Raw genomic sequence first — 26,075 nt, forward strand, 5'->3', positions numbered from 1 at the left:
CCGTGCCGGGCCGGCCGGCCGTCCCGCGCCCGGGCGCTCGGCGCGCGTCGTTGGCGGGGCGGGCTCGCGATGAATCATCTGCGTCATCAGGTTCGTAGCTGCCGACCGGGGCATCTGCCGACAGCCACGCCGGGGCCGGCCCCGCCGGCCCCGGGCGGCGCGGGTCAGTCCCGGTTGCTGCTGAACGCGGCGTCGAAGGCCGCCGCCGGGGCGTCGAAGGCGAGCCGGCGGACGAACTGGAGCGCCTCGGGCGCGCCGACCAGCCGGTCCATGCCGGCGTCCTCCCACTCGATCGAGATCGGGCCGGTGTACCCGATCGCGTTCAACGCCCGGAAGCAGTCCTCCCAGGGCACGTCCCCGTGGCCGGTGGAGACGAAGTCCCAGCCCCGGCGCAGGTCCGCCCAGGGCAGGTGGGAGGAGAGCCGGCCGCGCCGGCCGTCGCCGGTGCGGACCTTCGCGTCCTTGCAGTCGACGTGGTAGATCCGGTCGGCGAAGTCGAAGATGAAGTTGACCGGGTCCAGCTCCTGCCAGACGAAGTGCGACGGGTCCCAGTTCAGCCCGAACGCCGGGCGGTGGCGGATCGCCTCCAGGGCCCGCTTGGTGGTCCAGTAGTCGTAGGCGATCTCGCTGGGGTGCACCTCGTGGGCGAAGCGGACCCCCACCTCGTCGAAGACGTCCAGGATCGGGTTCCACCGGTCGGCGAAGTCCTGGTAGCCGCGTTCGATCATGGCCGGGGGCACCGGCGGGAACATCGCCAGGGTGTGCCAGATCGACGAGCCGGTGAAGCCGACCACGGTCTTGACGCCCAGCTTCGCCGCCGCCCGGGCGGTGTCCTTGATCTCCTCGGCGGCGCGCCGGCGTACCCCCTCGGGCTCGCCGTCGCCCCAGATCCGCGCGGGCAGGATGTCCCGGTGCCGCTCGTCGATCGGGTGGTCGCAGACCGCCTGCCCGACCAGGTGGTTGGAGATGGCGAAGACCTGCAGGTTGTGCTTGGCGAGCATGGCCCGCTTCCGGTCGACGTACGACTCGTCGGCGAGGGCCTTGTCGACCTCGAAGTGGTCGCCCCAGCAGGCGATCTCCAGGCCGTCGTAGCCCCATTCGGCGGCGAGCCGGCAGACCTCGTCGAACGGAAGGTCGGCCCACTGGCCGGTGAAGAGCGTGATGGGTCGCGCCATTGTCCTTCTCCCCTGTCGTGATGGGGGATTCCGTAGCGGACCGGGGCGAGGGCGACCGGGTACGGGCGGCCCCGACGGAGCACCGGTGGGCGCGGGTCCGCGCCTGGGCCCGACGGGTTGCGCCTCCCGTCGGGTCACCGGCCACCTCGCGGTCGCCGCCCTCACTCTAGGTCGGCGCGGACCGTCGGGGAAGGCCCGGCGGCGGCGGGCAGGCGCACCGGTCCACGCCGGGCCGGGTCGTCCGCAGCGGCACCCGGACGGTCATTCGGCCTCCTCCTCGGGGGCGGGCAGCTCGGCCCGGACCAGCCAGCCGCCGCCCGGACGCGGCCCGGCGGAGAAGACGCCACCGACGGTCTCGGCCCGCTCCCGCATGCCGACCAGCCCCGGCCCGGCCCCGACCCCGCGTGCCGCGGCGGGCGCGCCCTCGTCGCGTACCTCGATGGTGACGCCCTCGGGGTCGTAGCGCAGGCGGACCGCGACGGCCGCGCCCGGAGCGTGCTTGTGCGCGTTGGTCAGCGACTCCTGGATGATCCGGTACGCGGCCACGTCGACGGCGCTGGGCAGCGGCCGGGGCTGCCCGGCGACCGTCCAGCGCACCGGCTGCCCGGTGCTGAACCCCTCCATCAGGGCGTCGAGCCGGTTGAGGCTGGGCGCCGGTTCAGTGGGCGCGTGGGTCTCCTCCTCACGGGTCTGCTCGGCCCGGCAGGCCCGGTCCTCCAGCACCGCCACGTATGCCCGCCGGCTGCGCACCGCGTCGCCGACGGCGACCGCGACGCCGAACCAGAGCAGCAGCACCACGACGGCCGGATCCAGCCACGGCACATCGAGGGTGAGCGTCGCCGCCGCGCCGAGCAGGAGGGCGCTCGCCGCGGTAGCGAGGAACGCGGTGCGCCGGTCGGTGCGCGTGGCGACCGTGTACGCGGCGATCGCCACCGTGATCACGAACGGGCCGCGCACCTGGTGGGTGAGGAGCGCGAGCACCACGGCGGCCAACGTCAGGCCGAGCACCGGCAGCGGGTACCGGCGGCGGACCGCGAGCGCGGCGCAGCCGACGAACGCCAGCAGCACCGCTCCGGCGGTGAGCGGGTCCCGGGGCGGGCCGCCCGGCGGGTTCACCGGCAGCAGGCTGACCGCGAAGAGCAGCGCGGCCAGCAGCGCGTCGGCGGCGGTCGGGTAGGCCCACGCGACCCGACGCCACTCGGCGAGGCGTTCCATGCGGTCAAGGTACGGCAGCCGGCCCGGCCGGGACCGCGCGCGTCCGTGGTCGGGCCGGCGCGTCGCCGGACCGGTCGGGGCGCTCAGCGGGTTGCGGTCAGTGCCGGCGGTACAGCGCGCGGGCCGCCAGCTCCGCGAGCGCCGACCGCGCCGGCTCCGCCAGGGCCTGCCGGTCCAGCGCGGCCCGCGCCTGCGCCGCGCGTACCCGGATCATCCGCTCCACCTGCTCGCGGGCCCCGGTGGCCTCGATGACCTCGCGCAGCTCGGCCGCGCCGGCCGCGTCCAGCGCCGGGTTGCCGAAGAGGGCCCGCAGCCGGGCCGACCCCGCCGGGTCGGCGGCGGCCCGGGTCAACGCCATCAGCACCGTGGGCTTGCCCTCGCGCAGGTCGTCCACGGTGGACTTGCCGGTGACGGCCGGGTCGCCGAAGACCCCGAGCAGGTCGTCACGGAGCTGGAAGGCGTCGCCGAGCGGGTCGGCGAACTCCGCCAGCGCGTTCACCGCGGCCGGATCCGCGCCGGCCAGGGCCGCGCCCATCTGCAACGGCCGGGTCACCGTGTACCGGGCGGTCTTCATCCGGATCACGGTCAACGCCGTCGCGACCGAGCCGTCACCGACGGCCGAGACCAGGTCGAGGTACTCCCCCGCGATCACCTCGGCGCGCATCAGCGCGAAGATCGCGTACCCCCGGCGCAGCTGCTCGGCGCCGAGCCCGCAGCCGTGGAACATCTCCTGCGCCCAGGCGGCGCAGAGGTTCCCGCAGAGCAGGGCGGCGTCACGCCCGTACGCCGCCGGGTCGCCCCGCCAGGACGACCGGGCGTGCAGGTCGGCGAAGTGCCGGTGCACCGTGGGCTGGCCGCGCCGGCGGTCGCTGCCGTCCAGGATGTCGTCGTGGATCAGCGCGAAGGCGTGGAAGAGCTCCAGCGCCGCCGCCGCGCCCACGATCGATGGCCCGTCCGGCCCGCCGAAACCCCGCCAACCCCAGTAGCAGAAGAGGGGCCGCAGCCGCTTGCCGCCGGCCAGGACGAACCGGTGCAGGGCGGCGTGCACGACCCCCGGAACGGCGTCCGACCGACCCGGCCCCTGCCGGTGCAGGAACGCCGCGAGCTCCGCGTCGAAACGCTCCCGCAGCAGGGTCGGGTCGGTCGGTACGACGGTTACGGTCATGGGGCCTCCCGGGCCAGTCCGGCGAGCTGGAGCAGCAGCGCCTTCACGTCGGTCGCCGCCAGCCGGTCGCGGGCGACGGACGGGTCCGAGCAGAGCAGCACCGGCCCGTCCGCCGGGTCGGCGGGCAGCCGGCCGTGCGAGCCGCGGACCGCCCGGGCGCCGGCGTCCAGCCCGACCACGCTCATCAGGTAGCGCAGGCCGAGCTTCTTGCGGGCCAGCGCCACCGCCGCCCGGCGCTTCGCGGCGGCCGGCGCCGCCGGGTCGAAGAACAACTCGGCGGGGTCGTACCCGGGCTTGCGGTGGATCTCGACCAGCCGGGCGAAGTCGGGAGCGCGGGCGTCGTCGAGCCAGTAGTAGTAGGTGAACCAGGCGTCCGGCTCGGCCACCAGCACCAGCTCGCCGGAGCGGGCGTGGTCCAGCCCGTACCCGGCCTGGCCGTCGGCGTCGAGCACCTCGGCCACCCCGGGCAGCCCGGCGCAGAGCTTCGCCACCGCCGGCACGTCGGCCGGGTCCCGGACGTAGACGTGCGCGACCTGGTGGTCGGCGACCGCGAAGGCCCGGGACGTCCACGGGTCGAGGTACTCCATGCCGGCCTGGGTGTAGACCCGCAGCAGCCCCTCGGCGCGCAGCAGCCGGTTGACGTCCACCGGCCGGGAGACGTCGGTGATGCCGTACTCCGACAGCGCCACCACCGTGGCGTCCTTCGCCCGGGCGGCGTCCAGCAGCGGGGCGAGCACCGCGTCCAGCTCGGCCGCCGCCGCGGCGGCCCGCGGCGAGTTCGGGCCGAAGCGTTGCAGGTCGTAGTCCAGGTGCGGCACGTAGACCAGGGTCAGGTCCGGCGCGTGGTCGGCCAGGATCCGCTCGGCGGCCCGGCAGATCCACCGGGACGAGGGCAGCCCCGCGCCCGGCCCCCAGTAGGTGAAGAGCGGGAAGGTGCCGAGCCCGTCGGTGAGCACGTCGTGCAGCTCCGGCGGGTCGGTCCAGCAGTCCGGCTCCTTGCGGCCGTCGGCGTGGTAGACCGGCCGGGGGGTGACCGTCCAGTCCACGTCGGCGCCCATCGCGTACCACCAGCAGACGTTCGCCACCGTATAGCCGGGCTCCACCCGGCGGGCCGCCTGCCAGAGCTTCTCCCCGCCGACCAGCGCGTGGTGCTGCCGCCACAGCAGCACCTCGCCGAGGTCCCGGAAGTACCAGCCGTTGCCGACGATCCCGTGCCCCGACGGTGGCTCGCCGGTGAGGAAGGTGGACTGCACCGAGCAGGTCACGGCGGGCAGCACGGTGCCCAGCTCGGCGGCGAAGCCGGCCTCGGCGACCGCGCGCAGCCGGGGCATGTGCGCCAGCAGGCGCGGGGTCAGCCCGACCACGTCGAGGACCACCAGCCGCCGGCTCACCGCCGTACCCCCGTCCCGGCCGGGGTCGCGGCGGCGAGGCCGACCGCGACCAGCTCGTCGCGGGCGAAGGCCAGCTCGGCGGCGATCCCGGCGGCCAGCTCCGCGTCGGTGCGCGGCCGCCGCGCCGCCGGCAGCACCCCCCAGGTGTACGTCTCGACGTCGAGGTGGTCGCAGCCGGCGGCGGGGCCGGCGAAGAGCCCGGCGAGGGCGGCCCGCAGCACCGGCAGGGTGGAGCGCAGCGGCGGCTCCGGCGGCGCGTGCAGCGGCACGTGGTAGTGCACCCGCCACGGCCCGGGCAGCCGCGCGTCGAGGGCGGCGTCCAGGTCGTCGGCCGCGTACGCCGGGTCGGCCGGGTCGGCGGCGGACGCGCAGCCGGCGGCCCGGGTCTGGTGCAGGAAGCGGGGCTCGACCCAGCGGCGCAGCGCCTCGGTCGACCCGGCCGGGTCGGTCGCCTCGACGGCGGCGGAGACCTGCACCTTGACCACCGGCAGCCCGGCCGACTCCAGCCGGGCCAGCGCCTCGACCGGCTCCTCCCAGGCGCACGCGAGGTGCGCGAGATCGAGGCAGATCCCGAGCCGGTCGGTATCCATGGCTGACAATAGCGCGCCGGCCTGTCCCGTGGACTCCACAATGCACCCCGGTTCCGGTTCGAAGCCGACCCGGATCGGCCGGTCGGTCTCCCGCTCGACCGCGGCGAGTCCGGTCGCCAGTTCGGCGAGCCGCCGCCGGGCCGCCGCCGCGCGGTGGGCGTCCCACGGCTCCCGCCAGGCCAGCGGCAGGGTGGAGACCGAGCCCCGGGCCGCGTCGTCGGGGAGCAGGTCGGCCAGCACCCGGGCCAGGTGCAGCGTGTACGCCAGCCGGTCGCCGGTGGTCCAGTCCGGGTGGTAGACCGCACCCTTGACGACCGGCGCCTGGAACGACGCGTACGGGAAGCCGTTGAGGGTGACCACCTCCAGCCCGCGTACGGTCAGCTCGGTCCGCAGCCGACGGCGCAGCGCCGGGTCGGCGGCCAGCTCGGCCGCGACCGGGGCGGCCAGCCAGAGCCCGAGGCCGAGCAGGTCGGCGTCGAGGGCCCGGCGGACCGGCACGGCGTAGCGGTCGAGCTGGGCGAGGATGCCAGCCAGGTCCTCCGCGGGGTGGACGTTGGTGCAGTAGCCGAGGTGGACGGTGCTGCCGTCGGCGTGGCGGAGCCGCATCACTCGCCCCCGCGCAGGATGGAGTTGCCGGCGAAGGTGGCGGCGGGCGCGTCCAGGTCGCTGAGGTCGAGCCGGCCGGACTGGCCGTAGAACTCCGCCGGGTTGCGCCAGAGCACCCGGTCGACGTCGTCGTCGGTGAAGCCGGCGAGCAGCATCGCCTCGCCGGTGGCCCGGGTCAGCAGCGGGTCGGAGCGCCCCCAGTCGGCCGCCGAGTTCACCAGCATCCGCTCGGTCCCGTACGTCCGCAGCAGCTCGACCATCCGCGGTGGCGTCATCTTGGTGTCCGGGTAGATGGAGAAGCCCAGCCAGCAGCCGGTGTCCCGGACCAGCTTCACGGTGACCTCGTTGAGGTGGTCGACGAGCACCCGCCCCGGCTCGATGCCCGACTCGGCGACCACCGCGAGGCTCCGCTCGACGCCCCGCGCCTTGTCCCGGTGCGGGGTGTGCACCAGGGCGGGCAGGTCGTGGGCGACGGCCAGGGCGAGCTGGCCGGCGAACGCGGCGTCCTCGGCCGGGGTCATCGAGTCGTAGCCGATCTCGCCGACCGCCACCACGCCGTCCTTGTCCAGGTAGCGCGGGAGCAGGTCGAGCACCGGGTGGCAGCGCGGGTCGTTGGCCTCCTTGGGGTTGAGCGCGACGGTGGCGTGGTGCCGGACGCCGAACTGCCCGGCCCGGAACGGCTCCCAGCCGATCAGCGAGTCGAAGTAGTCGACGAACGTGGCGGCGCTGGTGCGGGGCTGACCCAGCCAGAACGCCGGCTCCACCACCGCGCGCACCCCGGCGGCGGCCATCCGCTCGTAGTCGTCGGTGGTCCGTGAGGTCATGTGGATGTGCGGGTCGAAGATGCGCATCACGCCTCCCTGGCGGTGGTCAGGTCCGAGCCGGCGCCGAGCCGGTCGAGCAGGTCGGTGGCGTCGGCGGGCATGGTGCGGCCGGCCGCGTGCCGCTCGGCGGCCAGCGCGGCCAGCATCGCGGCCAGCTCCCCGTCGGCCCGGCCGTCGAGGTCGTCCACGACCGCCAGCGGTACGCCGGTGAAGACGCACTTGAGCACCGCCTGCCGCCAGGCCGCCTGCTCCAGGTGCCGGGCGTACGGGCCGAGGGCGGCGGCGACCAGCCGGGTGTCGTTGGTGCGGATGGCGTCGTGCAGCAGCGGTACGCAGGCCGCGCCGATCGGCAGCAGCGGCAGCGCCCGCAGCACGGCCCGCTTCTCGGCCGCGTCGCCGTGCCGGTAGAGGGTCTCCGCCGTCGTCGCCGCGTGGTCGACGGGGAGCGCGGTGAGCAGCAGCGCCCGGGCGGCCTCGTCGACGGTCCAGCCGGGCGGGTCGGGCAGCGGTCCCCGCCCGCAGCGCCGCGCGGCGGCGGGGAAGAGCCGGGCGATCGCCGCGGGTTCGGTCGCGACGCGGCGCAGCGCCGCGTCCAGCCACCGTGGATCGGGTACGCCCCGCAGCGCGGCGCGCAGTCGGTCGGGTGTCATGCCGTCTCCCCTCTGAGCCGGGTGGCAGGTGCTCAGCCACCGCCTTTGCTCTGCTGCACCCCACGCAACAGCGGTTGTCCGGCTACCGGACGTGGGGTGTTGCCGTCGCTGCAGCAGAGCAAAGGGGCCGAGTCGCTGGTCCCGCCCGGCGCGGGACCGGCCGGGCCGGACGCGCGGACCGGCGGGGCCGCGGCGTCGGCCGTCCGGGCGGCGGCGCGGAGGAACTCGATCGAGCGGGCGGCCACGGTCGGCGCGGCGTGCGAGTGCCGGGGCAGCTCCACCGCGACCAGGCCGTGGTAGCCGGCGTCGGCGAGGGCGCGCAGCACCGGCGGAAAGTCGATCTCGCCGGTGCCGAACTCCAGGTGCTCGTGCACGCCCCGGCGCATGTCGTCGATCTGCACGTTGACCAGGTGGTCGGCGACCGCTGCCACGCAGTCCGGCACCGGTGCCGGCTCCAGGCAGCGACAGTGTCCGATGTCGAGGGTGAGGCCGAACCCGGGTGGCGCGCCGAGCGCGGCGCGCAGCCGCCGCCAGCCGGCGATCTCCTCGACCAGCATCCCCGGCTCCGGCTCGAAGCCGAACGGCACGCCCGCGGCCTCCGCGTCGGCGCAGACGGTGGCGCAGCCGGCCACCAGCCGGTCCCACGCGACGGCAACCGGGACCTCCGGTGGGCGTACCCCGGCCCAGCACGAGACCGCCTCGGCGCCCAGGTCGGCGCCGATCCGTACCGCCCGGCGGAGAAAGTCGACCCGCCGGGCCGGATCGTCGTGCAGCAGCGTCGGGGCGTGCTTGTGCCACGGGTCGAGCAGGTAACGGGCCCCGGTCTCGACCACGACGGCCAGGCCGAGCGCGGCCAGCCGGCGGTGCACGGCGGCGACCCGACGGGCCAGCCCGGGCGTGAACGGGTCCAGGTGGTCGTGGTCCAGGGTGAGCGCCACCCCCTGGTAGCCGAGGTCGGCGATGACCGCCAGCGCGTCGGGCAGCCGGTGGTTGGCGAAGCCGTTGGTGCCGTAGCCGAACCGCAGCCCGGTCGGGCGGAGCGGGGCGTGGCCCGCCCCGGCCGCACCCGGTGCCGCGCGCCCGGTCATGTCGGCGACACCAGCCGGGCGAGGCGGCGCCCGAGCGGGGCGGCGGCCGCGACGGCCAGGCCGAGCATCCGGGCGCCGGCCCGGGCGGTCAGCGCGCCCTGCAACGCGGGCAGGCCGGTGATGCCGGCGGCGACGGCGGCGCGGACCCGGCCGGGCGACGGGTCGGCCACCACCCTGGCCTGCGCGGAGCCGTACCGGGTGGCGTAGCCGGCGGCGAGCGCGACCGGGACCGGGTCGGCCCGGCTCAGCGCGGTCGCCGCCACGACGGCGGTGCCGGCGAGGGTGGCCCGGGGCAGCCGCCGGTCGGTGCCGGTGACCTCGCGGCGGGAGAGCGCGGTGACGGTCCAGGTGTGCGCGGCCACGGTCAGCGCCGCCGGCAGCGCCCGGGCCAGGCGTGCTCCCGCCGACGATGACCAACCACGGGACTCCGAGGCGCCGGCGCGACGGCCGGCCGGCCCCCGGGCCGGGCCGGCGGAGGCGGTGCCGAGCAGCACGTCCAGGCCCCGGCAGGCGGCCATCACGGCGGGACCGGCGGCGGTGTTCTTGGCCAGCAGGTCGTACCCCCAGATGGCGGTGGCGAGCGGCACCGCGACGGCCGCCGCCCGCCGGCCGCCGGCGGCGGTGGCCAGGGCGAGCCCGGCGGCGGTGAGGCCGGCGGCGAGGCCGAGCGCGGCCGGCGGGCTCACCCGGCCGGACGGGATCGGCCGCTCCGGCCGCTCCACCGCGTCCAGGCGGCGGTCGGCCCAGTCGTTGGCCGCCATCCCGGCCCAGTAGAGCAGCACCGACGCCCCGGCCAGCGCCGGCGTCCGGCGGTCCAGGACGCCGGCGGCCGCCGCACCCGCCAGCACGTCCCCCGGTACGGAGAGCGCGGCCGGCGCCCGGACCAGCTCGGCGAGGTCAGCGAGACTGGTCATCGACGCCTCCCCGGTGCAGGCCGGCGACGAAGTCGCGCAGCAGGGCCCACTGCTCGGCGAGCGAGTGGGTGGGGGCGTCGAGCGGGTCCTTGAAGAAGAAGGCCAGCTCCGGGAGGGGGCCGCGCCGGCCGGCGGCGTGCGCGGCGGCGGTCAGCCGGGCCAGGTCGAGCACCAGCGGGGCGGCCAGCGCCGAGTCGCAGCCGTGCCAGGTGAACTCCATCCGCATCCCGGTGCCCAGGAAGCCGGCGAAGGTGATCAGGTCCCAGGCGGTCTTGAAGTCGCCCAGCTCCTCTACGTGGTCGATCCGGGTGTCGCCCTGCGGGACGTAGCCGAGCGTCTCGCCGAGCACCCGCTGCTTGCTGGCCACCTTGGCCGCGTTCGCCGCCGGGTCGGCCAGGTTCGCGCCGTCCCCGCCGCCGAGCAGGTTCACCCCCGACCAGGAGCGGACGGCCAGGTGGCGCATCGCGAACATCGGCGCGAGCACCGACTTGACCAGCGTCTCCCCGGTCTTGCCGTCGTGCCCGGCGTACGGCAGGCCGCGCTCCGCGGCCAGCGCCGCCAGCGCCGGCAGCCGGGCCCCGGTGGACGGCGTGAAGTCGACGTACGGGCACCCGGCGGTGAACGCCGCGTACGCGTAGAGCGAGCTGGGTGGCAGCACCTCGTCGGGGCCGGCGAGCGCGGTCCGCAGCGCGGCGGGGTCGAGGTGCGCGGGGTGCGGGGCGGCGGCCGGTTCGGTGGCGGAGACGTTGACCACCACCACCCGGTCCAGCCCGTGCCGGTCCCGGAAGTCGGTCAGGTCCCGCCCGACGGCGGCGGCCCGGTCGGCCTGGGTGCCCCCGGTCGGGGCGGGGCGCAGCGCCCGCTCGACCTCGGCCAGCTCCCCGGCGAGGGCGTCGACCAGCCGGCCGGGCAGCACGCCGGCGGCGGCCATCGTCTCGGCCCGCTTGATCAGCGGGGTCGCCGCCACGTCGTGGCCGCCGAGGACGAGATCGGTGAAGGCGGGCAGGGCCGGCCCGCGCAGCTCGGGCAACTCGGTGACGCAGCCGGTCGGGCCGGTGAGCCCGGCCCGCAGGGCGAGTGCCCCGACGATGCTGGTGGTCGCGACCGAGCCGCGCGCCCCGATCAGCCAGATACCCGTACGCATAGTGCTCCTTCCCGTGGAACCTCCGGCCGTGATCTCGCTGGTCGTCGATGTGTGGATGGGCCCCGTCCGTCCGGGGGTCCGGCCTCCTCCGCGTCGCCGGGTGGTACGCGACCGCCGGTGCGGCCGGGGAATCCCGGTCCGGCCGCACCGGACGGCCGTGCTGCTCGTGCCGCACCGGAGAAGCCCCGGTGGCACGCCCTCCGGGGCCGGCCTCGTCCCCGCCGCGGGGCGCAACCGCGGCCGGTCCCTCGCCGGCCGGCTCCGGAAAGTCGCTCGGGCGGCGCCGGCGGTTCGGCCGGCGCCGCGTCGGGTCAGGCGGCCAGCTCGGCCACCGCCGCCGGTTCCACCTCCGTCCAGGAGGAGCCCCGCTCCGCCGAGCGGGTCACCGCGTCCAGCACGAGCTGGACCTGCAACGCGTCGGCGAAGGACGGGGCCGGGTCGACGCCGGTGGCGACCGCCTCGACGAAGTCCCGCATCTGGTGGGTGAAGGAGTGCTCGTAGCCGATGATGTGGCCGGGCGGCCACCAGGCCGACATGTACGGGTGCTCGCCCTCGGTCACCAGGATCCGGGTGAAGCCCTGCTCGCCGGCCGGCCGGGTGGCGTCGTAGAACTCCAGCTCGTTGAGGCGCTCCAGGTCGAACACGACGGTGCCGAGCGAGCCGTTGATCTCCACCCGGAGCGCGTTCTTGCGGCCGGTGGCGAACCGGCTCGCCTCGTACGTGGCCAGCGCCCCGCCGTCGAGCCGCGCGACGAAGGCCGCCGCGTCGTCCACGGTGACCTGGCCCATCGCCCGGCCGTTGCCGTCGGCCTGCGCGGCCAGGCCGCTCGACCCGGCCGGCAACGGCCGCTCCCTGACGAACGTCTCGGTCACCGCGCTCACCCCGGTGATCCGCTGCCCGGTGACGTACTGGGTGAGGTCGATGATGTGCGCACCGATGTCACCCAGCGCGCCGGAGCCCGCCCTGTCCTTCTGCAACCGCCAGACCAGCGGGAACTGCGGGTCCACGATCCAGTCCTGCAGGTACACCGCGCGGACGTGCCGGATCACGCCGAGCCGCCCGTCGGCGACGAGCTGCCGCATCATGGTGACCGCGGGCACCCGACGGTAGTTGAACCCGCACATGCTGCGTACCCCGTCGGCCCGGGCCCGGGCGGCGGCCGCCGCCATCAGCCGGGCCTCCTCGACGGTGTTGGCCAGCGGCTTCTCGCAGAGCACGTGCTTGCCGGCGGCCAGCGCGGCGATCGCGATCTCGCAGTGGCTGTCGCCCGGCGTGCAGATGTCGACCACGTCGATCTCGTCGGACTCGACCAGCCGCCGCCAGTCCGTGGTGTGCCCCTCCCAGCCGAGCCGGTCGGCGGCGTCGGCCACCTTCCCGGCGTCCCGGCCGCAGATGAGCGACATCCGGACCCGCGCCGGCAGGTCGTACACCCGGTTCACGGTGCGCCACGCCTGGGAGTGCGCCGCGCCCATGAACGCGTAGCCGACCATGCCGACCCGCAGCTGTCTGTCGTGAGTGGACAAGGTGGGTCTCCCCCCGTGTGTCAGAACCCGAGCTTCAGGTAGTTGCCCGCGTTCTCCTTGGTGATCGTCTCCGAGGCGAGCACGATCTCCTTGGGAACCTGAAGTTCCACCAGGTCGGACATGCCCTTCCCCTGCCCGATGAGGCGGGCCAGGGAGATCGCCGAGGAGGCCATCGAGGGGCTGTAGGTGACGGTGGCCTTGAGCACCGTGTTGTCGGCCTGGATGTCCTCCATCGCCTTCTTCGAGCCGGCGCCGCCGACCATGAAGAACTCCTTGCGGTTGGCCTGGTTCACCGCGGCGAGCACGCCGATGCCCTGGTCGTCGTCGTGGTTCCAGAGCGCGTCGATCTTCGGCAGCGCCTGGAAGAGGCCGGTGGCGGCCTGCTGGCCGGAGTCGGCCGTGAACTCGGCCGGGCGGCGGTTGGCCACCTTCAACCCGTTCGCGGCGAGGGTGTCGGCGAAGCCCTTGGAGCGTTCCTGGGTCAGCTCCAGAGAGTCGATGCCGGGGATCTCGCCGATGACCGGGTTGCTGACCCCCTTGGCCTTGAGCTGCTCGACGATGTAGGTGGCGGCGGCCACCCCCATGCCGTAGTTGTCGCCCTTGATCTGGAGTCGGTAGGCCCGCGCGTCGGGGAAGGCCCGGTCCAGGTTGACCACCGGGATCCCGGCCTTCATCGCCTCCAGGCCGAACGCGTTCAGCTCCTTGCCGTCGTGCGGCAGCAGCACGATCACGTCCGGCTTCTGGGAGATCAGGGTGGAGAGCGCCGCGCGTTGGGCCGCCGCGTCCGCGCCGGCCTCCACGCTCTTGAACTCCACGTCGGAGTACGCCCCGGCCTGCGCCTTGGCGTTGTTGGTGATGGCGGCGATCCAGCCGTGGTCGGCGGCCGGGGCGGAGAAGCCGATGGTCACCCTCTTGCCCGGGTCGGCGTTGCCGCCGGCGGCGGCGGCCTTCGTCTGGGCGGCGGTCGGTGCCGTCTCGTTGCTGGTGCAGCCGGCGAGCACGACGCCGGCGGAGAGCGCGGCCCCGCCGAACAGCAGCCGGCGGCGCGACAGATCGCGACTGTGCTGGGTCATGACGACCTCCTGGATGAGGTGGTGGGGTGAAAATGGGTGTGCTGGTCCCGGCCACCGTCGCTGTCGAGGTGGCCGCCGGTTCGCATGGATCAGGTGGTGGTGGCCCGGTTGCGGCCGAGGAACTGGGTGAGACTGCGGAACTGCACCTGCTGGACCAGAACGGCGGCGACGATGATGCCGCCCTTGACCATGTTCTGGGCCTCGATCGAGACGTTGTTGATGGCGAAGAGGTTGGTGATGGTGGAGAAGATGACCACCCCGAGCAGGGAACCGATGATGGTGCCCCGCCCGCCGCTGAGCAGCGTCCCGCCGATGATGGCGGCGGCGATCGCGTCCAGCTCGTAGAGGTTCGCCATCGCCGCCTGCGCGGAGGTGGCCTGCGCGGTCAGCATGATCGCGGCGATGCCGCAGCAGAGGCCGGAGAGCGCGTAGAGCAGCAGAGTGTGCCGCCGAACGTTGATGCCGGCCAGCCGGGCGGCCTCCGGGTTGCCGCCGACCGCGACCGTGCGGCGGCCGAAGGTGGTCCGGTTGAGCAGCACCCAGCCGGCGACCACCACCGCCGCGAGGATGTAGACCAGCAGCGGGATGCCGAGCAGCTCCGTGCTGGCGATGCCGTTGATGGTGGCGTTGGTCGACACCTGGGTCTGCTTGTCGGAGATCTCGGCGGCCAGTCCCCGGGCCGCCACGAGCATGGCCAGCGTGGCGATGAACGGCACCAGCCGCCCGTACGAGATGAGCAGGCCGTTGACCAGGCCGACCGCCAGCCCGACGGTCAGCGCGCTGAAGATCATGCCGCCGGCGCCGTAGCTCTGGGTGGCGACCGTGGTGGACCAGACGCCGGCCAGGGCGACGATCGCGCCGACCGACAGGTCGATGCCGCCGCCGATGATCACGAAGGTCATCCCGACGGTCACCACGCCGACCACCGAGGCGAGCTTGAGGATGGTGAGCGTGTTGCCCCACACCCAGCTCGCGTTCCCGTACAGGTCGGGCCGGGTGAGGATGCCGATGACGACGAGCACCACCAGGGTCGCCAGCAGGCCCAGGTTGCGCTTGGCGCCCTCACCCCCGTCACCCCGCCACCAGGAGAGCCGGCCGGGCGCGTCGGACTTCGCGGCCGCCGCCGCGGTCTCGGCCGGGTCCACCGGCGGCGACTGCGCCGGCAGGCCCGCCGCCCGCTCCGGCGTCGCCGTGGGAGACATCTCGCTCATGCCGCCACCTCCGTCCACGCGTCGATTCGCTCGCTGCGCTCGCTCATGCCGGCGCACCTTCCATGAGGGACCCCGCCATGACGAGGTCGAGCACGGTGTTCTCGTCGAGTTCGTCGGCCGGGGCCTCGCGGACCACCCGGCCCTCGCGCATCACCAGGACCCGGTCGGCGAGCCCCAGCACCTCGGGCACCTCGCTGGAGACCAGCAGGACGCCGACGCCCCGGGCGGCCAGCGCCCGGATGACCTGGTAGAGCTCGGCCCGGGCGCCCACGTCCACGCCCCGGGTCGGCTCGTCGAGCAGCAGCAGCCGGGTGTCGCCGAGCAGCCAGCGCCCGACCACCACCTTCTGCTGGTTGCCCCCGGAGAGCGTGCGCACCGGCCGCCGGACGTCGCGGGGACGCAGCTCCAGGGAGTCGGCGATCCGGTCCGCCTCGGCCCGCTCCCGCCCGGCGTCGGTGAAGCCGAAGCGGGCGTACCGGCCGAAGGTGGCCAGGGTGACGTTGCGGTAGATCGACTCGCCGAGCAGCAGCGCCTGGCTCTTGCGCTCCTCGGGGGCCATCCCCATGCCGGCCCGCACCGCCGCGCCGACGCTGCCCGGTCGCAGCGTCCGGCCGCCCATCCGGACCGTGCCGGCCTGCGCGCGGCGGGCGCCGTAGATGGTCTCCAGCAGCTCGGAGCGACCCGAGCCGACCAGCCCGGCGACGCCGACGATCTCGCCGGCCCGCACGGTCAGCGAGACGTCGGCGAACTCGCCCGGCCGGGTCAGGCCCTCCACCTGCAGCAGCTCGGCGCCGGCGGGGTCGTCGACCGGGCGGTCCGGGAAGACGTACTCGATGCTCCGGCCGGTCATCCGGGCGACCAGGTCGCGGGTCGGGGTGTCGCGCGCCGGCAGGTTCGCCGCGGTGGTCCGGCCGTCCTTGAGTACGGTCACCCGGTCGCCGATCTCGCGGATCTCCTCCAGCCGGTGCGAGATGTAGATGACCGCGATGCCCTGCGCGGTCAGCTCGCGGATGATCCGGAACAGGTTGCCCACCTCATCGTGGGCCAGCACCGCGCTCGGCTCGTCCATGATGATCAGTCGGGCCTCGTGGGAGAGCGCCCGCGCCATGCTGACGACCTGCTTGCCGGCGGCGGGGAGCGCCCGGACCATCCGTCCCGGCGGGATCTCCGGGTGGCCGAGGCGGCCGAGGATCTCCCGAGTCCGGCGGGCCATCCGGCCGCGACGGACGAAACCGAACCGGCGCGGCTCGTGGCCGAGGAAGGCGTTCTCCGCGACCGAGAGGTCGTCGACCAGGTCGAGCTCCTGGTAAATGGTGGCGATCCCGGCCCGCATCGCGGCCTGCGGGCTGGCGAAGGCCGCCGGCTCGCCGCGCCAATGGACCTCGCCGGAGTCCGGCCGGTGCACCCCGGAGAGCACCTTGATCAGGGTGGACTTGCCGGCGCCGTTCTGCCCGAGCAGGCAGTGCACCTCGCCGGCGCGCACCTCCAGCTGCACCCCGTCCAGCGCGCGTACGCCGGGGAAGGTCTTGACCACATCGGTGAGGCGCAGGACCACCTCCCCCGCGATGGTGTCCGCGGGCGCCTCCACCAGCGGTGCATTCGTCACGACGACCTCCTCGCTCCCGCTCGTCGGTGGCCGGCCCGGGCCGGCCGGTTCCTGCGCGTCGTCGGCGCCGGCCGGGCCGGCCGGATCGGTGTCGCGGCCGGTCACAATGCCTCCCAGGTTCGCGACTGCGGGGCTCGCAAGCCCGGCTCACTCCTCGCGCTCACGATGCCTCGCCGAAGGCCAGGTCGCTGGCGAGCACGGCGGCCCCCGCGACCCCGGCGCGCGGGCCGAGCTCGGAGAGGACGACGGGCAGGTTGCCGGTGGCCAGGGGCAGCGACCGGCGGTAGACCACGCTGCGGATCTCGGCGAGCAGGATGTGCCCGAGCTGGGCGAGCCCGCCGCCGATCACGATCATCGACGGGTTGGTGAAGCTCACCAGCCCGGCCAGCACGCCGCCGACCCGCCGGCCGCCGTCGCGGATGAGCTGGATGCAGGTGACGTCCCCCTCGGCCGCCCCCTGCGCGACGTCCAGCGCGGTCAGCGCGCCCCGGGCGTCGAGCCGCTCGGCGAGCGCCGGGGAGATGCCGGCCCGGGCCGCCGCGGTCGCCTCCTTGGCCAGCGCGGCGCCGCTGAACAGCGCCTCCAGGCAGCCGAGGTTGCCGCAGGAGCACATCGGACCGTTCGCGTCGACCTGGATGTGGCCGATGTCCCCGGCGCAGCCGTCGGTGCCGCGGTACACCTCCCCGCTGAGGTAGATGCCGCAGCCGATCCCGGTGCCGATCTTGATGAAGAGGAAGTCGTCCACCGAGTGGGCGACGCCGCCGTGCCGTTCGCCGATCGCCATGATGTTGACGTCGTTGTCGACCACCGCCGGGCACCCGTGCTCCCGGGTGAGCAGCTCACGGACCGGGAAGCGGTCCCAGCCCGGCATGATCGGCGGCGAGACCGGGACGCCGTCGCGGAAGCTCACCGGCCCGGGCACGCCGATGCCGACCGAGTCGAGCCGCTCGTACGCGCCATCCACCTTGGCCTTGTGCAGCAGCTCGTTGACTCGCTGGAGGGTCACCTTCGGGCCGGAGCGGATGTCGGCCGGCTCGGTGTAGGCGACCACCGGTTCGAGGCGGCCGTTGACCACCTCGACGTCGATCGAGCTGGCGCCCAGGTCGACCGCGGCGAAGCGCAGGTGCGGGCTGAGCTCGACCAGTGTGGAGCGCCGCCCGCCGCGGGACGCGGCCAGCCCAGCCTCGGCGACGTAGCCGAGGCCGACCAGCCGTTCCAGCTCGGTGAGGAGGCGGGGGCGCGGCATCTGCAACCGGTCGCAGAGCTCCGCCCGGGACACCGGCCCCTCGTCCCGGAGCAACCGCAACAGCCGTACGTGCAGGGGGTCCACCGTCCGCACCGGGACTCACCTCCGCATCGGAGTCGTTCACATCGACGCAACGGCGATGTGTCGTGTCCGACACAGTAGGAGCCTTCCGGGCCGCGTGTCCATAGCTTCAGCGCGATCCGACCCAAACTTTTGTCCATCTGAGCAAAAGCACGTAGTGGATCACGAAAAGCGCGCTGGTCGCGGGCGACGGGCGTGGGTACGACCGCAGACAGCGGGGCCGCGCGTGGCGATGCCACCCGCGGCCCCGACCCGTGGACGACGGTCCCCGGTCACCCGTCCGACGGTCAGTGGTCCGCGGCGTGGCTCTCGAGCACCCAATCCCAGGGGGGCGGTCGACGGATGGTGGTGGCGGTCAGCGACCGGCGGCGTTGCGCTTCTTCCTCAGCTTGCGGTCGTCGCGCAGCTCCACGTACGGCTCCTCCTCGGCCGGGTGCCCGGCCTCGATGGCCCGGCCGCGCTCCAACTCGGCGTCGAACTCCGCGCCGAGCAGGATCGCGATGTTGCTCAGCCAGAGCCAGACCAGGAAGATGATCACGCCGGCCAGCGCCCCGTAGGTCTTGTTGTACGAGCCGAAGTTGCTGACGTAGAGGGCGAAGAGACCGGAGATCACCAGCCAGATCACCACCGCGAGCACACCGCCCGGGCTGACCCAGCGGAAACCGCCGTGCCGGGCGTTCGGCGAGGCCCAGTAGAGGATCGCGAACATCAGGCTGACCAGGATGAGCAGCACCGGCCACTTGGCGATGTTCCACACCGTCACGGCCGTCGAGCCCAGCCCGATCGCGCTGCCGACCTGCTCGGCGAGACCGCCGGTGAAGACCACGATCACCGCGGCGGCCAGCAGCAGCACGCCGACCAGGGCGGTCACCCCGAGCCGGATCGGCAGGGTCTTCCAGATCGGCCGCCCCTCCGGCACGTCGTAGATGGTGTTGGAGGCGCGCATGAAGGCGGCGATGTAGCCGGAGGCCGACCAGAAGGCGGCGAGCAGACCGATGATCGCGGCGATGCTGGCCAGGCCGCCGGAGGCGCCCGCCTGCTCGATCGCGGTCTCGATGATCTCGCGGATGTTCTCCTGGGGCACCGCCTGGTTGACGGTGTCCTTGACCCCCTCGGTGGCGCGGGTGCCCAGCAGGCCGAGCACCGAGATGAGCACCAGCACGCCCGGGAAGATCGAGAGCACCCCGTAGTAGGTGAGCGCGGCCGCCCAGTCGGTGAGGCTGTCGTCCTGGAACTCCCTGACCGTGCGCTTCAGCGCGGCCTTCCACCCGGCGCCCGGAAGCTGGGTCGGGCTGTCCGGCCCGTCGGCCGGGCCGACCGGCCCGGAGCGGTCCGGCCCCCGACCCCGCCGGTCCAGGTCGAGGCGGTTCCGGGCCCGCTCCACGCCCCTGCGGGGCGCGGAGCCCGCGCCGGATTTGTCGCGGTCGCGCCCGCTGCGGGCGGAAGACTCGTCGGAGGCCATCGCCCCTCCCCTCATGGTCGGCATCGTCAGCAACGACATGCCCCGACGAAAGGGGTGGTAACCACCTACTTGTAGAGCAGCCTGCCCATCCGCCGGGAGGCCACGAGGAGCCCGACCCCGGTCAGCGCCAGCAGGTACGCCACGTCGAGCAGCCACGACCAGCCGGCCGCGCCGACGGAGATGCCCCGGATCAGGTGCACCGATCGGTAGAGCGGGCTCAGCTCGACCACCCAGCGCAGCACGGCCGGATACGCCTCGGCCGGCACGAAGGTGCCGGAGAAGAGGAAAAGGGTGAACTGGGCCGAGCCCATCAGGTCGAAATCCTGCCAGCTGCGCATGAACGTGGCGACGGCCATGCCGAGCGCGCCGAAGGCGAAACCGACCAGCACCGCGGCCGGGAACGCGGTCACCGCCCGGCCCACGCTGGTCAGGTCCATCGCCACCATGACGACCAGGAAGGCGGCCGAGTAGAGCGCCCCCCGGATCATCGCCCAGCCCAGCTCGCCGAGGGCGATCTCGAACGGCTGCACCGGGGTCGCGATGATCCCGTCGTACAGCTTCATGTACTTCATCTTCCCGAAGAAGTTGAAGGTGGTCTCCGCCAGCGCGCCGGTCATCGCCGACGAGGCCAGCATCGCCGGCGCGACGAACCCGGCGTACGAGACGACCCGGCCGCCGGGGAGGGTGAGGTCGCCGACCAGCGTCCCCACCCCGATGCCGATGGAGAAGAGGTAGAGCACCGGCTCCAGGAAGCCGGAGATGAGCACCAGCCAGTACGCGCTCCTCAGCGACGTGAGGTTGCGCTCGGCGACCGACGCCGACCGGCGCGGCGCCCCCTCGAAGCTGACCAGCCGGGGCAGGACGAGACCGACCATGACACCCCTCCCCTAGACGACGAGCTCGCGGCGGAACGCGCGCCGGGCCAGCAGCCAGCCGGCGAGCGCCCAGACGGCGAGGTAGAGCAGGTGGCCGGGGACCGACCACTGTGGAGCCACCCCGAGCGTGGCCGCCCGGCAGAGGTCCACCCCGTGCCAGAGCGGCGTCGCGTACGCCAGCTGGCGCAGCCCCGACGGCAACGACTCGACCGGGAAGAACACCCCGGCGAAGAGCGTCATCGGAATCACCGCGAAGCGGAACAGCAGCGCCAGGTAGCTGTCGCTCGGCGCCCAGGCGCTGAACGCGAAGGTCGGCGCGGCGACCGCCAGACTGAGCAGCAGCACCACCGGCAGCACGGCTACCGCCCACGGTGAGCGCAGCGCCCCGAACAGGGCGGTCACCAGCAGGAACGCGGCCGTGCTGGTGAACGCCCGGAACAGCACGAAGGCAAGGTGGCCGGCGAGGATGTCACCCACCCGCAGCGGCGCCGCGACCTGGGCGAAGTAGGTCTTGATCCAGCGGAAGTTGCTCAGCACCGGCCAGGTCGACTCGCCGATCGCCACCTGCATGGCGGTGGAGGCGATCAGGCCCGGCACCAGCCAGTCGAGGTAGCGCACGCCGCCGACGCCCTGGTCGACGTACGCCCCGACGCCGAAGCCGAAGCCGACCACGGTGAGCACCGGCAGCAGGAAGGACGAGAAGACCCCGGCCCGCCAGGTGCGCCGGTAACCCACCAGGTAGTGCGCGAGCACCGCCAGCGCCGGCACCCGCGGCAACGCCGGCCGGACCCGCTCCGCCACGCTCACGTCGACCCTCCCCGCTCTCCGCTCACCAGGCCTTCCTACCCTCGGGGTACGACAGACCGCCGGCCACCCTACGGCGACCCACCGCCCCTGTCGCGTCACTTTCCGTCTCCCGCATCCGGGGCGTCGATCATGGGGTGTCGCCTCGCCACGCCGACGTGGAAAGTGACACCTCATGATCGACGAGGTGGACCGCTGGGGTCAGCGGGGGACGGCGAAGTGCAGGTCCGGGAGAAGGGCGGGATCCGCGCGGTCGAGCTGGCGGAGCCGGACCGGCGCCGCGCCGGGCCGGTCGAGGAGGCGTACGCCGGTGCCGAGCAGCACCGGGGCGACGTGGATCAGGATGTCGTCGAGCAGCCCGGCGTCGAGGCACTGGCGGGCGACGTGCGCGCCCAACACCACGACGTCCCGCCGCCCGGCGGCTGCCCGAGCCTGCGCGACCGCCTCGCCGATCTCCGCCGACACGCCCCGGACGTCGGGGCCGTCCACCTCCGCCGGCTGGTGGGTCAGCACCAGCACCGGGACGCGCCACGCGCCGCCGTACGGCTGCTGACCCATCGCCCGGCCGACGTCGTGGCTGCGCCGGCCGGTCAGGATCGCCCCGGCGCCGACGATCACCTCGTCGGCCGCTCCGCTCGCCCGGTATCCCTGCCCGAGGAACCAGTCCATGCTGTCGCCGGGCCCGGCGATGAAGCCGTCCACCGACATCGTCACGTGCCACCGCACCAGTCCACCGCTCATGTCGTCCTCCACCCATCCGGTCGGTCGTCATGGGGTCGACCGCGCCCGGCCGCCGAACTCATCGGTGGGACCGGCCGGTTCAGGGTTGGCTGGGCGGAGCGGCGACGAAGGAGCGCCAGGCGGCGGGGCGGATCAGCAGCGCCGGACCGTCCGGGTCCCTGCTGTCCCGTACGGCGACGACACCGGTCAGGTTGCCGGCCACCTCGACGCAGTCCCCGCCCTGGGTGTTGCTCCGCCTGCTCTTGCGCCAGACGGCGCCGGTCAGGTCCATCTGTGGCTGGGCCACACCCCGCCGCTGACGGGCGGACCGATGCCCCTAGTCGACCAGTGTGCGACCGGTGAGGTGCAGGAACACGTCTTCCAGGCTGCTGCGCCGGACCAGCACGCTGGCCGGGACGAGGCCGAGCGCGGTGACCTCGGCGACCGCCGCGTCGCCGTCGGCGACGTAGAGCAGGATCCGGTCGGGCAGCACCTCGACCCGCTCCCCCAGCCCGTCGAGCTTGCCGGCGAACGCCTCCTGCGAGTCGGCGGCGAAGCGCAGCTCCACCACCTCCCGGGTGGAGTGCCGCTCGATCAGGGCGCGGGGCGAGCCCTCGGCCACGATCCGGCCGCCGTCCATCACCACGAGGCGGTCGCAGAGCTGCTCGGCCTCGTCCATGTAGTGGGTGGTGAGCACCAGGGTGACGCCCTGCTGCTTGAGCCGGAACAGCCGCTCCCAGACCAGGTGCCGGGCCTGCGGGTCGAGCCCGGTGGTGGGTTCGTCGAGCAGGACGATCTCCGGGTTGTTGACCAGCGCGCGGGCGATGGTCAGCCGGCGCTTCATGCCGCCGGAGAGCGGCTCGACCTTGCTGTCGGCGCGCTCGGTGAGCTGGACGAAGTCGAGCAGCTCGGCCGCGCGCTCGCGGGCCACCCGGCGGGGGATGCCGAAGTAGCGGGCGTAGGTGGTGAGGTTCTCCCGGACGGTCAGCTCCGGGTCGAGGTTGTCCAGCTGGGGGCAGACGCCCAGCCGGGCCCGGATCGCCGGGCCGTCGCGGACCGGGTCCATGCCGAGGATGCGCAGCTCGCCGCCGCTCGGCGGGGAGATGCAGCCGACCATGCGCATGGTGGAGGACTTGCCGGCGCCGTTCGGCCCGAGGAAGCCGAACGCCTCACCGGGTCGCACCTCGACGTCGATGCCGTCGACGGCGGTGAAGTCGCCGAACCGCTTCACCAGCCCCCGAGCCTGGATGAGTGGTTGAGCAGTGGTCACCGGCCGACCATAGCGGCCGGGTCCGACACCATCGACCGGTTAACCGGGATGCGGCGGAAGGCGCGCGGGTGGCTACACAAGGTAATGCCAGCTACGGTGCGCGACGGGGTGCCGCCGCCTCGCTCCACCCGGCCCAGGGGGTCAAGGACGGTGGCATCGACGGCTTCTTCTGGTCCGGCGGGCTGCCCACCGACGGCCTCACCGACCTGTTCACCACCGCCGGGGACAAGGTCAAGTTCATCGACATCAGCCCGCTGCTGCCGTAGCTGACCGAGCTGAACCCGGCGTACCAGGCGGGGACGATCCGCGCGGACGTCTACCGGACGCCCACCGACACCCCGACCATCGTGGTGCCGAATGTGCTGCTGGTGCGCAAGGACCTCGACGCCGACGTCGCCTGCGCGATCACGAAGACCGTGTTCGAGAAGAAGGACGCCCTCGCCCAGGCCAATCCGGCGGCCAAGGGCATCAGCCTGGAGAACGCCCGCAAGACCGACCCCGTGCCACTGCACCGGGGCGCGGCCAAGGCGTTGCAGGACCTCGACGCGAACTGATCCACCCGGGCCGGGTCCGGACATCCCGTCCGGGCCCGGCATCGCGGCCGGGCGCTCGCCCCGGTCGCGCCAGGCCCGCCCCCGGCACCCGGTTCACTGGCGGCTCGGCTCCACCGGTGGGGTACGCCTCAGACGTCGACGGGGGCGGTCGAGGCGCGGGCGGCGGCGACCAGCCGGTCCGTCTCGGCGGCCACCGCCTCGTCCGCAGCCGGCGTGCCCGGGTCGTAGCGGACCGTCCAGGTCAGCCCGTCCACGCCGGCCACCCGGCGGGCGGCGATCCGCCCGGCGCCGCCGGGCACCTCGTGGTGCGCGGTGTACGCCACCGAGCGGGTGACCCTCGCCCGCACCTGGTGCGGCAGGTCCCCAGGATCGAGCAGCAGGTACGTCTCGGCCGGGCAGTCGGCCACCACCAGGTAGCCGTCCCGTTCGGCGACCCGCTCGGCCGGGGTGACGGTCAGCTCGCGCCCCGACCAGACCGCCTTGAGGATGTCGTGCCAGCCCAGCCGGTGCGCCCGGCCGGGCAGCCAGAGCCCGAGGTTGCTGGCGACCACCACGCCGTCGCCCTCGCCGTTGCCGGCCGCGGCCCAGGCGAGCACCCGCTCGTCGGTCGCCAGCGGCGGCCGGTCGGCGGGGGACAGCTTCGGTTTCCGGTTGAACAGTCCCATCACAGTCCTCCGGCGGCCTGCTCGCGCAGCGCCCGCGCGTGCTGCTCCAGCGAGAGCAGTTCCCCGAAGAGCGCGAAGTACTCGTCCTTGTTGCTCACCGGGTTGATCCGCTGGATCTTCGACTTGAGGTCCTTGATCCGGGCGGTCACCGAGCCCCACTGGAGCCGGGCCACGGTCACCGAGACGTAGCGCGGGTCCGGCTCGCCGTCGATGCGCAGCGGCTCGACGGCCAGCTCGCCGACGAGCGCCCGGGCGGCCAGGTCCTCGCAGGCGTCGCGAACCTGCTCGATCCAGACCGCGCCGCCGGTGGCCGCCGCCGCGCCGCCGGCCGCCGCGATCGCCGCCCGCACCGCCGAATGGACGGGGTGGCGGTACTCGGCGGACTCGACGGCGTCGAACATCGGGCCGGCCAGCACCGGCTCCTGGAGGGCGAGCTTGAGCGCCTCCCGCTCGACCATCGACCGCGGGCTGTCCACGGCGGGCGCGGCCGGGGCGGATCGGGCCGGGGCGGGGCGCTCGCCGTTCGGCTGGCCGTTGCCGGCGGCCAGCACCGCCCGCTGCACCGGCTCGATCTCCATGCCGAGGTCACCGGCGAGCTTGCGGACGTACTCCGGGCGCTTCTCCCGGTCCTTGATCTTCGCGACCAGCGGGGCGGCCCGGCGCATCGCCTCCACCCGGCCGTCGACGGTGTCCAGGTCGTACCGGTTGATCATGTGGCGCAACGCGAAGTCGACCAGCGGCTCGCGGCGGGCGACCAGGTCGCGGACGGCCAGGTCGCCCTTGGCCAGGCGCAGCTCGCACGGGTCCATGTTGTCGGGGCTGACCGCGATGAAGGTGCGCCCGACGAAGCGCTGGTCGTCCTCGAACGCGCGCAGCGCGGCCTTCTGGCCGGCGGCGTCCCCGTCGAAGGTGAAGATGATCTCGCCGGCCACCGCGTCGGTGTCCAGCAGCAGGCGGCGCAGCACCCCGATGTGGTCGGTGCCGAACGCGGTGCCGCAGGTCGCCACGGCGGTGCTGACGCCGGCCAGGTGGCAGGCCATCACGTCGGTGTAGCCCTCGACGACGACCACCTTGCCCTGCTTGGCGATCTCCCGCTTGGCCTGGTCGATGCCGTAGAGGACGTGCGACTTCTTGTAGATCGGCGTCTCGGGGGTGTTCAGGTATTTCGGGCCGTCGTCGTCGTCGAAGAGCTTGCGGGCGCCGAACCCGATGACGTCGCCGGTGAGGTCGCGGATCGGCCAGAGCAGCCGGCGGCGGAACCGGTCGATCAGGGAGCCCGACCGGGCCGGTCGGGACAGCCCGGCGGTGACCAGCTCGTCGTGGGTGAAGCCCTGCTGGCGCAGGTGCTTGGTGAGCAGGTCCCAGCCGTCCGGGGCGAAGCCGCAGCCGTACCGGTCGGCGGCGGCCCGGTCGAAGCCGCGCTGGGCCAGGAACTCCCGGGCCGGGCGGGCGCCGGCCGTGGTGAGCTGGGCGCGGTAGAACTCCACTGCGGCGGCGTGCGCGGCGACCAGCCGCTGCCGCTGCCCCTGTTGGGGGCGGCTGCGCGGGGCGGACCGGTCGTCCTCCACGTACCGCAGCTGGATGCCGGCGCGGGCGGCGAGCCGCTCGACGGACTCGACGAAGCTGAGGTGCTCGGCGTCCATCAGGAACTTGATCGCGTCCCCGCCGGCCCCGCAGCCGAAGCAGTACCAGACGTTGCGGGCGGGCGAGACGTTGAACGAGGGGCTCTTCTCGTCGTGGAACGGGCAGAGCCCCTTGAGGTTGCCGCCGCCGGCCGACTTCAGCGTGACCGTGTCGGAGATGACCTCGGCGATGGAGCTGCGCTCGCGGACCAGCGCGATGTCCTCGTCCCGGATCCGCCCCGCCATCTCCGCCACCTCCTCGGCGTACATCCTGCCCTGCCGGACCGACGATCCGGCGGTCGGGGGACGGCCGTGTGGCGAATGCCGCCCGGCGCGGCGTCAGGCCGTACGGGCGGCGCCGGTGGTCGTGTCCCCGATCCTGGGGAACGGCTCGATGGAGAAGACCACCTCGACCGGCACCTCGAAGTACGCGGCTATCCGCAACGCCAGGTGCAGGCTCGGCCGGAACTCGCCGCGTTCCAGGTAGCCCACCGTCTGGTAGTGCACGCCGAGGGCGTCGGCGAGCTGCCGGCGGGAGATGCCGCGCTCGGCGCGCAGCACGGCGATCCGGTTGTGCACCGTCTCACTCATCGATGCCCTC

Annotated in this window: 26 protein-coding genes; 2 read left to right on the forward strand and 24 right to left on the reverse strand. The window is 74.2% G+C overall.

Features of this window, described 5'->3' with window-relative positions; genetic code table 11:
• Positions 1-164: 164 nt before the first annotated feature.
• The 21 genes from EV384_RS30940 to EV384_RS31040 all read right to left on the reverse strand — a co-directional run bounded on the left by EV384_RS30940 (position 165) and on the right by EV384_RS31040 (position 22,633).
• Positions 165-1,175: a sugar phosphate isomerase/epimerase family protein gene (locus tag EV384_RS30940; RefSeq protein ID WP_130338924.1), complete on the reverse strand. Its 1,011-nt coding sequence runs from the start codon at positions 1,173-1,175 to the stop codon at positions 165-167.
• A 261-nt stretch (positions 1,176-1,436) separates the two neighbouring features.
• Positions 1,437-2,390 (reverse strand): sensor histidine kinase, encoded by a 954-nt coding sequence (locus tag EV384_RS30945; protein ID WP_130338926.1) that lies wholly within the window; start codon positions 2,388-2,390, stop codon positions 1,437-1,439.
• A gap of 97 nt (positions 2,391-2,487) precedes the next feature.
• The gene (locus EV384_RS30950; RefSeq protein WP_130338928.1) at positions 2,488-3,555 is read right to left on the reverse strand and encodes a polyprenyl synthetase family protein; all 1,068 of its coding nucleotides are present in this window, start codon (positions 3,553-3,555) and stop codon (positions 2,488-2,490) included.
• Positions 3,552-4,946 (reverse strand): alkaline phosphatase family protein, encoded by a 1,395-nt coding sequence (locus EV384_RS30955; protein WP_130338930.1) that lies wholly within the window; start codon positions 4,944-4,946, stop codon positions 3,552-3,554. Before EV384_RS30955 ends, EV384_RS30950 begins: the two co-directional genes overlap by 4 nt.
• Positions 4,943-6,142 (reverse strand): metabolite traffic protein EboE, encoded by a 1,200-nt coding sequence (gene eboE, locus EV384_RS30960; protein ID WP_130338932.1) that lies wholly within the window; start codon positions 6,140-6,142, stop codon positions 4,943-4,945. Before eboE ends, EV384_RS30955 begins: the two co-directional genes overlap by 4 nt.
• Positions 6,142-6,993 carry a TatD family hydrolase gene (locus EV384_RS30965; RefSeq protein WP_130338934.1) on the reverse strand — a complete coding sequence of 284 codons (852 nt, stop codon included), beginning with the start codon at positions 6,991-6,993 and terminating at the stop codon, positions 6,142-6,144. Before EV384_RS30965 ends, eboE begins: the two co-directional genes overlap by 1 nt.
• Positions 6,993-7,616 (reverse strand): EboA domain-containing protein, encoded by a 624-nt coding sequence (locus EV384_RS30970; protein ID WP_130338936.1) that lies wholly within the window; start codon positions 7,614-7,616, stop codon positions 6,993-6,995. The genes EV384_RS30965 and EV384_RS30970 overlap by 1 nt, the downstream gene beginning before the upstream one ends.
• A 32-nt stretch (positions 7,617-7,648) precedes the next feature.
• On the reverse strand, positions 7,649-8,704 hold the full coding sequence (locus EV384_RS30975; RefSeq protein WP_130338938.1) for a sugar phosphate isomerase/epimerase family protein: 1,056 nt from the start codon (positions 8,702-8,704) through the stop codon (positions 7,649-7,651).
• Complete coding sequence (locus EV384_RS30980) at positions 8,701-9,618, reverse strand: SCO3242 family prenyltransferase (protein WP_130338940.1); 918 nt, start codon at positions 9,616-9,618, stop codon at positions 8,701-8,703. Before EV384_RS30980 ends, EV384_RS30975 begins: the two co-directional genes overlap by 4 nt.
• Positions 9,602-10,762, reverse strand: a complete 1,161-nt coding sequence (locus EV384_RS30985) for an inositol-3-phosphate synthase (protein WP_130338942.1) — start codon at positions 10,760-10,762, stop codon at positions 9,602-9,604. The genes EV384_RS30980 and EV384_RS30985 overlap by 17 nt, the downstream gene beginning before the upstream one ends.
• A gap of 311 nt (positions 10,763-11,073) precedes the next feature.
• Positions 11,074-12,285, reverse strand: a complete 1,212-nt coding sequence (locus EV384_RS30990) for a Gfo/Idh/MocA family protein (RefSeq protein WP_130338944.1) — start codon at positions 12,283-12,285, stop codon at positions 11,074-11,076.
• Between the two features lie 20 nt (positions 12,286-12,305).
• Complete coding sequence (locus EV384_RS30995; protein WP_130338946.1) at positions 12,306-13,358, reverse strand: substrate-binding domain-containing protein; 1,053 nt, start codon at positions 13,356-13,358, stop codon at positions 12,306-12,308.
• An 89-nt stretch (positions 13,359-13,447) separates the two neighbouring features.
• On the reverse strand, positions 13,448-14,569 hold the full coding sequence (locus tag EV384_RS31000; RefSeq protein ID WP_130338948.1) for an ABC transporter permease: 1,122 nt from the start codon (positions 14,567-14,569) through the stop codon (positions 13,448-13,450).
• Positions 14,570-14,612: 43 nt separating this feature from the next.
• Positions 14,613-16,175 carry a sugar ABC transporter ATP-binding protein gene (locus tag EV384_RS31005; protein ID WP_130338950.1) on the reverse strand — a complete coding sequence of 521 codons (1,563 nt, stop codon included), beginning with the start codon at positions 16,173-16,175 and terminating at the stop codon, positions 14,613-14,615.
• A 160-nt stretch (positions 16,176-16,335) separates the two neighbouring features.
• Positions 16,336-17,514: an ROK family transcriptional regulator gene (locus EV384_RS31010; protein WP_130338952.1), complete on the reverse strand. Its 1,179-nt coding sequence runs from the start codon at positions 17,512-17,514 to the stop codon at positions 16,336-16,338.
• A gap of 343 nt (positions 17,515-17,857) precedes the next feature.
• On the reverse strand, positions 17,858-18,964 hold the full coding sequence (locus EV384_RS31015; protein WP_130338954.1) for a YihY/virulence factor BrkB family protein: 1,107 nt from the start codon (positions 18,962-18,964) through the stop codon (positions 17,858-17,860).
• A 65-nt stretch (positions 18,965-19,029) separates the two neighbouring features.
• Positions 19,030-19,839: an ABC transporter permease gene (locus EV384_RS31020; protein WP_130338956.1), complete on the reverse strand. Its 810-nt coding sequence runs from the start codon at positions 19,837-19,839 to the stop codon at positions 19,030-19,032.
• A gap of 12 nt (positions 19,840-19,851) precedes the next feature.
• Complete coding sequence (locus tag EV384_RS31025) at positions 19,852-20,646, reverse strand: ABC transporter permease (RefSeq protein ID WP_242624375.1); 795 nt, start codon at positions 20,644-20,646, stop codon at positions 19,852-19,854.
• Positions 20,647-20,844: 198 nt separating this feature from the next.
• Complete coding sequence (locus tag EV384_RS31030) at positions 20,845-21,384, reverse strand: dihydrofolate reductase family protein (RefSeq protein WP_130338960.1); 540 nt, start codon at positions 21,382-21,384, stop codon at positions 20,845-20,847.
• 79 nt (positions 21,385-21,463) lie between these two features.
• Entirely contained in the window at positions 21,464-21,655 is a 192-nt protein-coding gene (locus EV384_RS31035) for a DUF397 domain-containing protein (RefSeq protein ID WP_130340924.1), read from the reverse strand.
• A 45-nt stretch (positions 21,656-21,700) separates the two neighbouring features.
• Complete coding sequence (locus EV384_RS31040) at positions 21,701-22,633, reverse strand: ABC transporter ATP-binding protein (protein ID WP_130338962.1); 933 nt, start codon at positions 22,631-22,633, stop codon at positions 21,701-21,703.
• A 68-nt stretch (positions 22,634-22,701) separates the two neighbouring features.
• Here EV384_RS31040 and EV384_RS36570 point away from each other — a divergent pair, with 68 nt between their 5' ends.
• The gene (locus EV384_RS36570) at positions 22,702-22,899 is read left to right on the forward strand and encodes a hypothetical protein (protein WP_242624376.1); all 198 of its coding nucleotides are present in this window, start codon (positions 22,702-22,704) and stop codon (positions 22,897-22,899) included.
• Between the two features lie 9 nt (positions 22,900-22,908).
• On the forward strand, positions 22,909-23,187 hold the full coding sequence (locus EV384_RS36575) for a TAXI family TRAP transporter solute-binding subunit (RefSeq protein ID WP_278045692.1): 279 nt from the start codon (positions 22,909-22,911) through the stop codon (positions 23,185-23,187).
• A gap of 128 nt (positions 23,188-23,315) precedes the next feature.
• Here EV384_RS36575 and EV384_RS31050 read toward each other — a convergent pair whose 3' ends face one another.
• The 3 genes from EV384_RS31050 to EV384_RS31060 all read right to left on the reverse strand — a co-directional run bounded on the left by EV384_RS31050 (position 23,316) and on the right by EV384_RS31060 (position 26,065).
• Positions 23,316-23,852, reverse strand: coding sequence for a hypothetical protein (locus tag EV384_RS31050; RefSeq protein ID WP_130338964.1), 537 nt, complete (start codon positions 23,850-23,852; stop codon positions 23,316-23,318).
• Positions 23,852-25,744: a DNA primase gene (gene dnaG, locus EV384_RS31055; protein ID WP_130338966.1), complete on the reverse strand. Its 1,893-nt coding sequence runs from the start codon at positions 25,742-25,744 to the stop codon at positions 23,852-23,854. Before dnaG ends, EV384_RS31050 begins: the two co-directional genes overlap by 1 nt.
• A 69-nt stretch (positions 25,745-25,813) precedes the next feature.
• Positions 25,814-26,065: a helix-turn-helix transcriptional regulator gene (locus tag EV384_RS31060; protein ID WP_130338968.1), complete on the reverse strand. Its 252-nt coding sequence runs from the start codon at positions 26,063-26,065 to the stop codon at positions 25,814-25,816.
• Positions 26,066-26,075: the final 10 nt, after the last annotated feature.

The sequence above is a fragment of the Micromonospora kangleipakensis genome (assembly GCF_004217615.1).
Lineage (GTDB): Bacteria > Actinomycetota > Actinomycetes > Mycobacteriales > Micromonosporaceae > Micromonospora > Micromonospora kangleipakensis.

Coding starts and splice junctions, on each gene's coding strand:
- EV384_RS31015 (WP_130338954.1), bottom strand. CDS start 18,964: ATGGCCTCCGACGAGTCTTCCGCCCGCAGCGGGCGCGACCGCGACAAA.
- eboE (WP_130338932.1), bottom strand. CDS start 6,142: ATGCGGCTCCGCCACGCCGACGGCAGCACCGTCCACCTCGGCTACTGC.
- EV384_RS31000 (WP_130338948.1), bottom strand. CDS start 14,569: ATGAGCGAGATGTCTCCCACGGCGACGCCGGAGCGGGCGGCGGGCCTG.
- EV384_RS30945 (WP_130338926.1), bottom strand. CDS start 2,390: ATGGAACGCCTCGCCGAGTGGCGTCGGGTCGCGTGGGCCTACCCGACC.
- EV384_RS30980 (WP_130338940.1), bottom strand. CDS start 9,618: ATGACCAGTCTCGCTGACCTCGCCGAGCTGGTCCGGGCGCCGGCCGCG.
- EV384_RS30985 (WP_130338942.1), bottom strand. CDS start 10,762: ATGCGTACGGGTATCTGGCTGATCGGGGCGCGCGGCTCGGTCGCGACC.
- EV384_RS30965 (WP_130338934.1), bottom strand. CDS start 6,993: ATGCGCATCTTCGACCCGCACATCCACATGACCTCACGGACCACCGAC.
- EV384_RS30995 (WP_130338946.1), bottom strand. CDS start 13,358: ATGACCCAGCACAGTCGCGATCTGTCGCGCCGCCGGCTGCTGTTCGGC.
- EV384_RS30975 (WP_130338938.1), bottom strand. CDS start 8,704: ATGACCGGGCGCGCGGCACCGGGTGCGGCCGGGGCGGGCCACGCCCCG.
- EV384_RS31050 (WP_130338964.1), bottom strand. CDS start 23,852: ATGGGACTGTTCAACCGGAAACCGAAGCTGTCCCCCGCCGACCGGCCG.
- EV384_RS30970 (WP_130338936.1), bottom strand. CDS start 7,616: ATGACACCCGACCGACTGCGCGCCGCGCTGCGGGGCGTACCCGATCCA.
- EV384_RS31060 (WP_130338968.1), bottom strand. CDS start 26,065: ATGAGTGAGACGGTGCACAACCGGATCGCCGTGCTGCGCGCCGAGCGC.
- EV384_RS30940 (WP_130338924.1), bottom strand. CDS start 1,175: ATGGCGCGACCCATCACGCTCTTCACCGGCCAGTGGGCCGACCTTCCG.
- EV384_RS31035 (WP_130340924.1), bottom strand. CDS start 21,655: ATGGACCTGACCGGCGCCGTCTGGCGCAAGAGCAGGCGGAGCAACACC.
- EV384_RS30950 (WP_130338928.1), bottom strand. CDS start 3,555: ATGACCGTAACCGTCGTACCGACCGACCCGACCCTGCTGCGGGAGCGT.
- dnaG (WP_130338966.1), bottom strand. CDS start 25,744: ATGTACGCCGAGGAGGTGGCGGAGATGGCGGGGCGGATCCGGGACGAG.
- EV384_RS31020 (WP_130338956.1), bottom strand. CDS start 19,839: ATGGTCGGTCTCGTCCTGCCCCGGCTGGTCAGCTTCGAGGGGGCGCCG.
- EV384_RS31030 (WP_130338960.1), bottom strand. CDS start 21,384: ATGAGCGGTGGACTGGTGCGGTGGCACGTGACGATGTCGGTGGACGGC.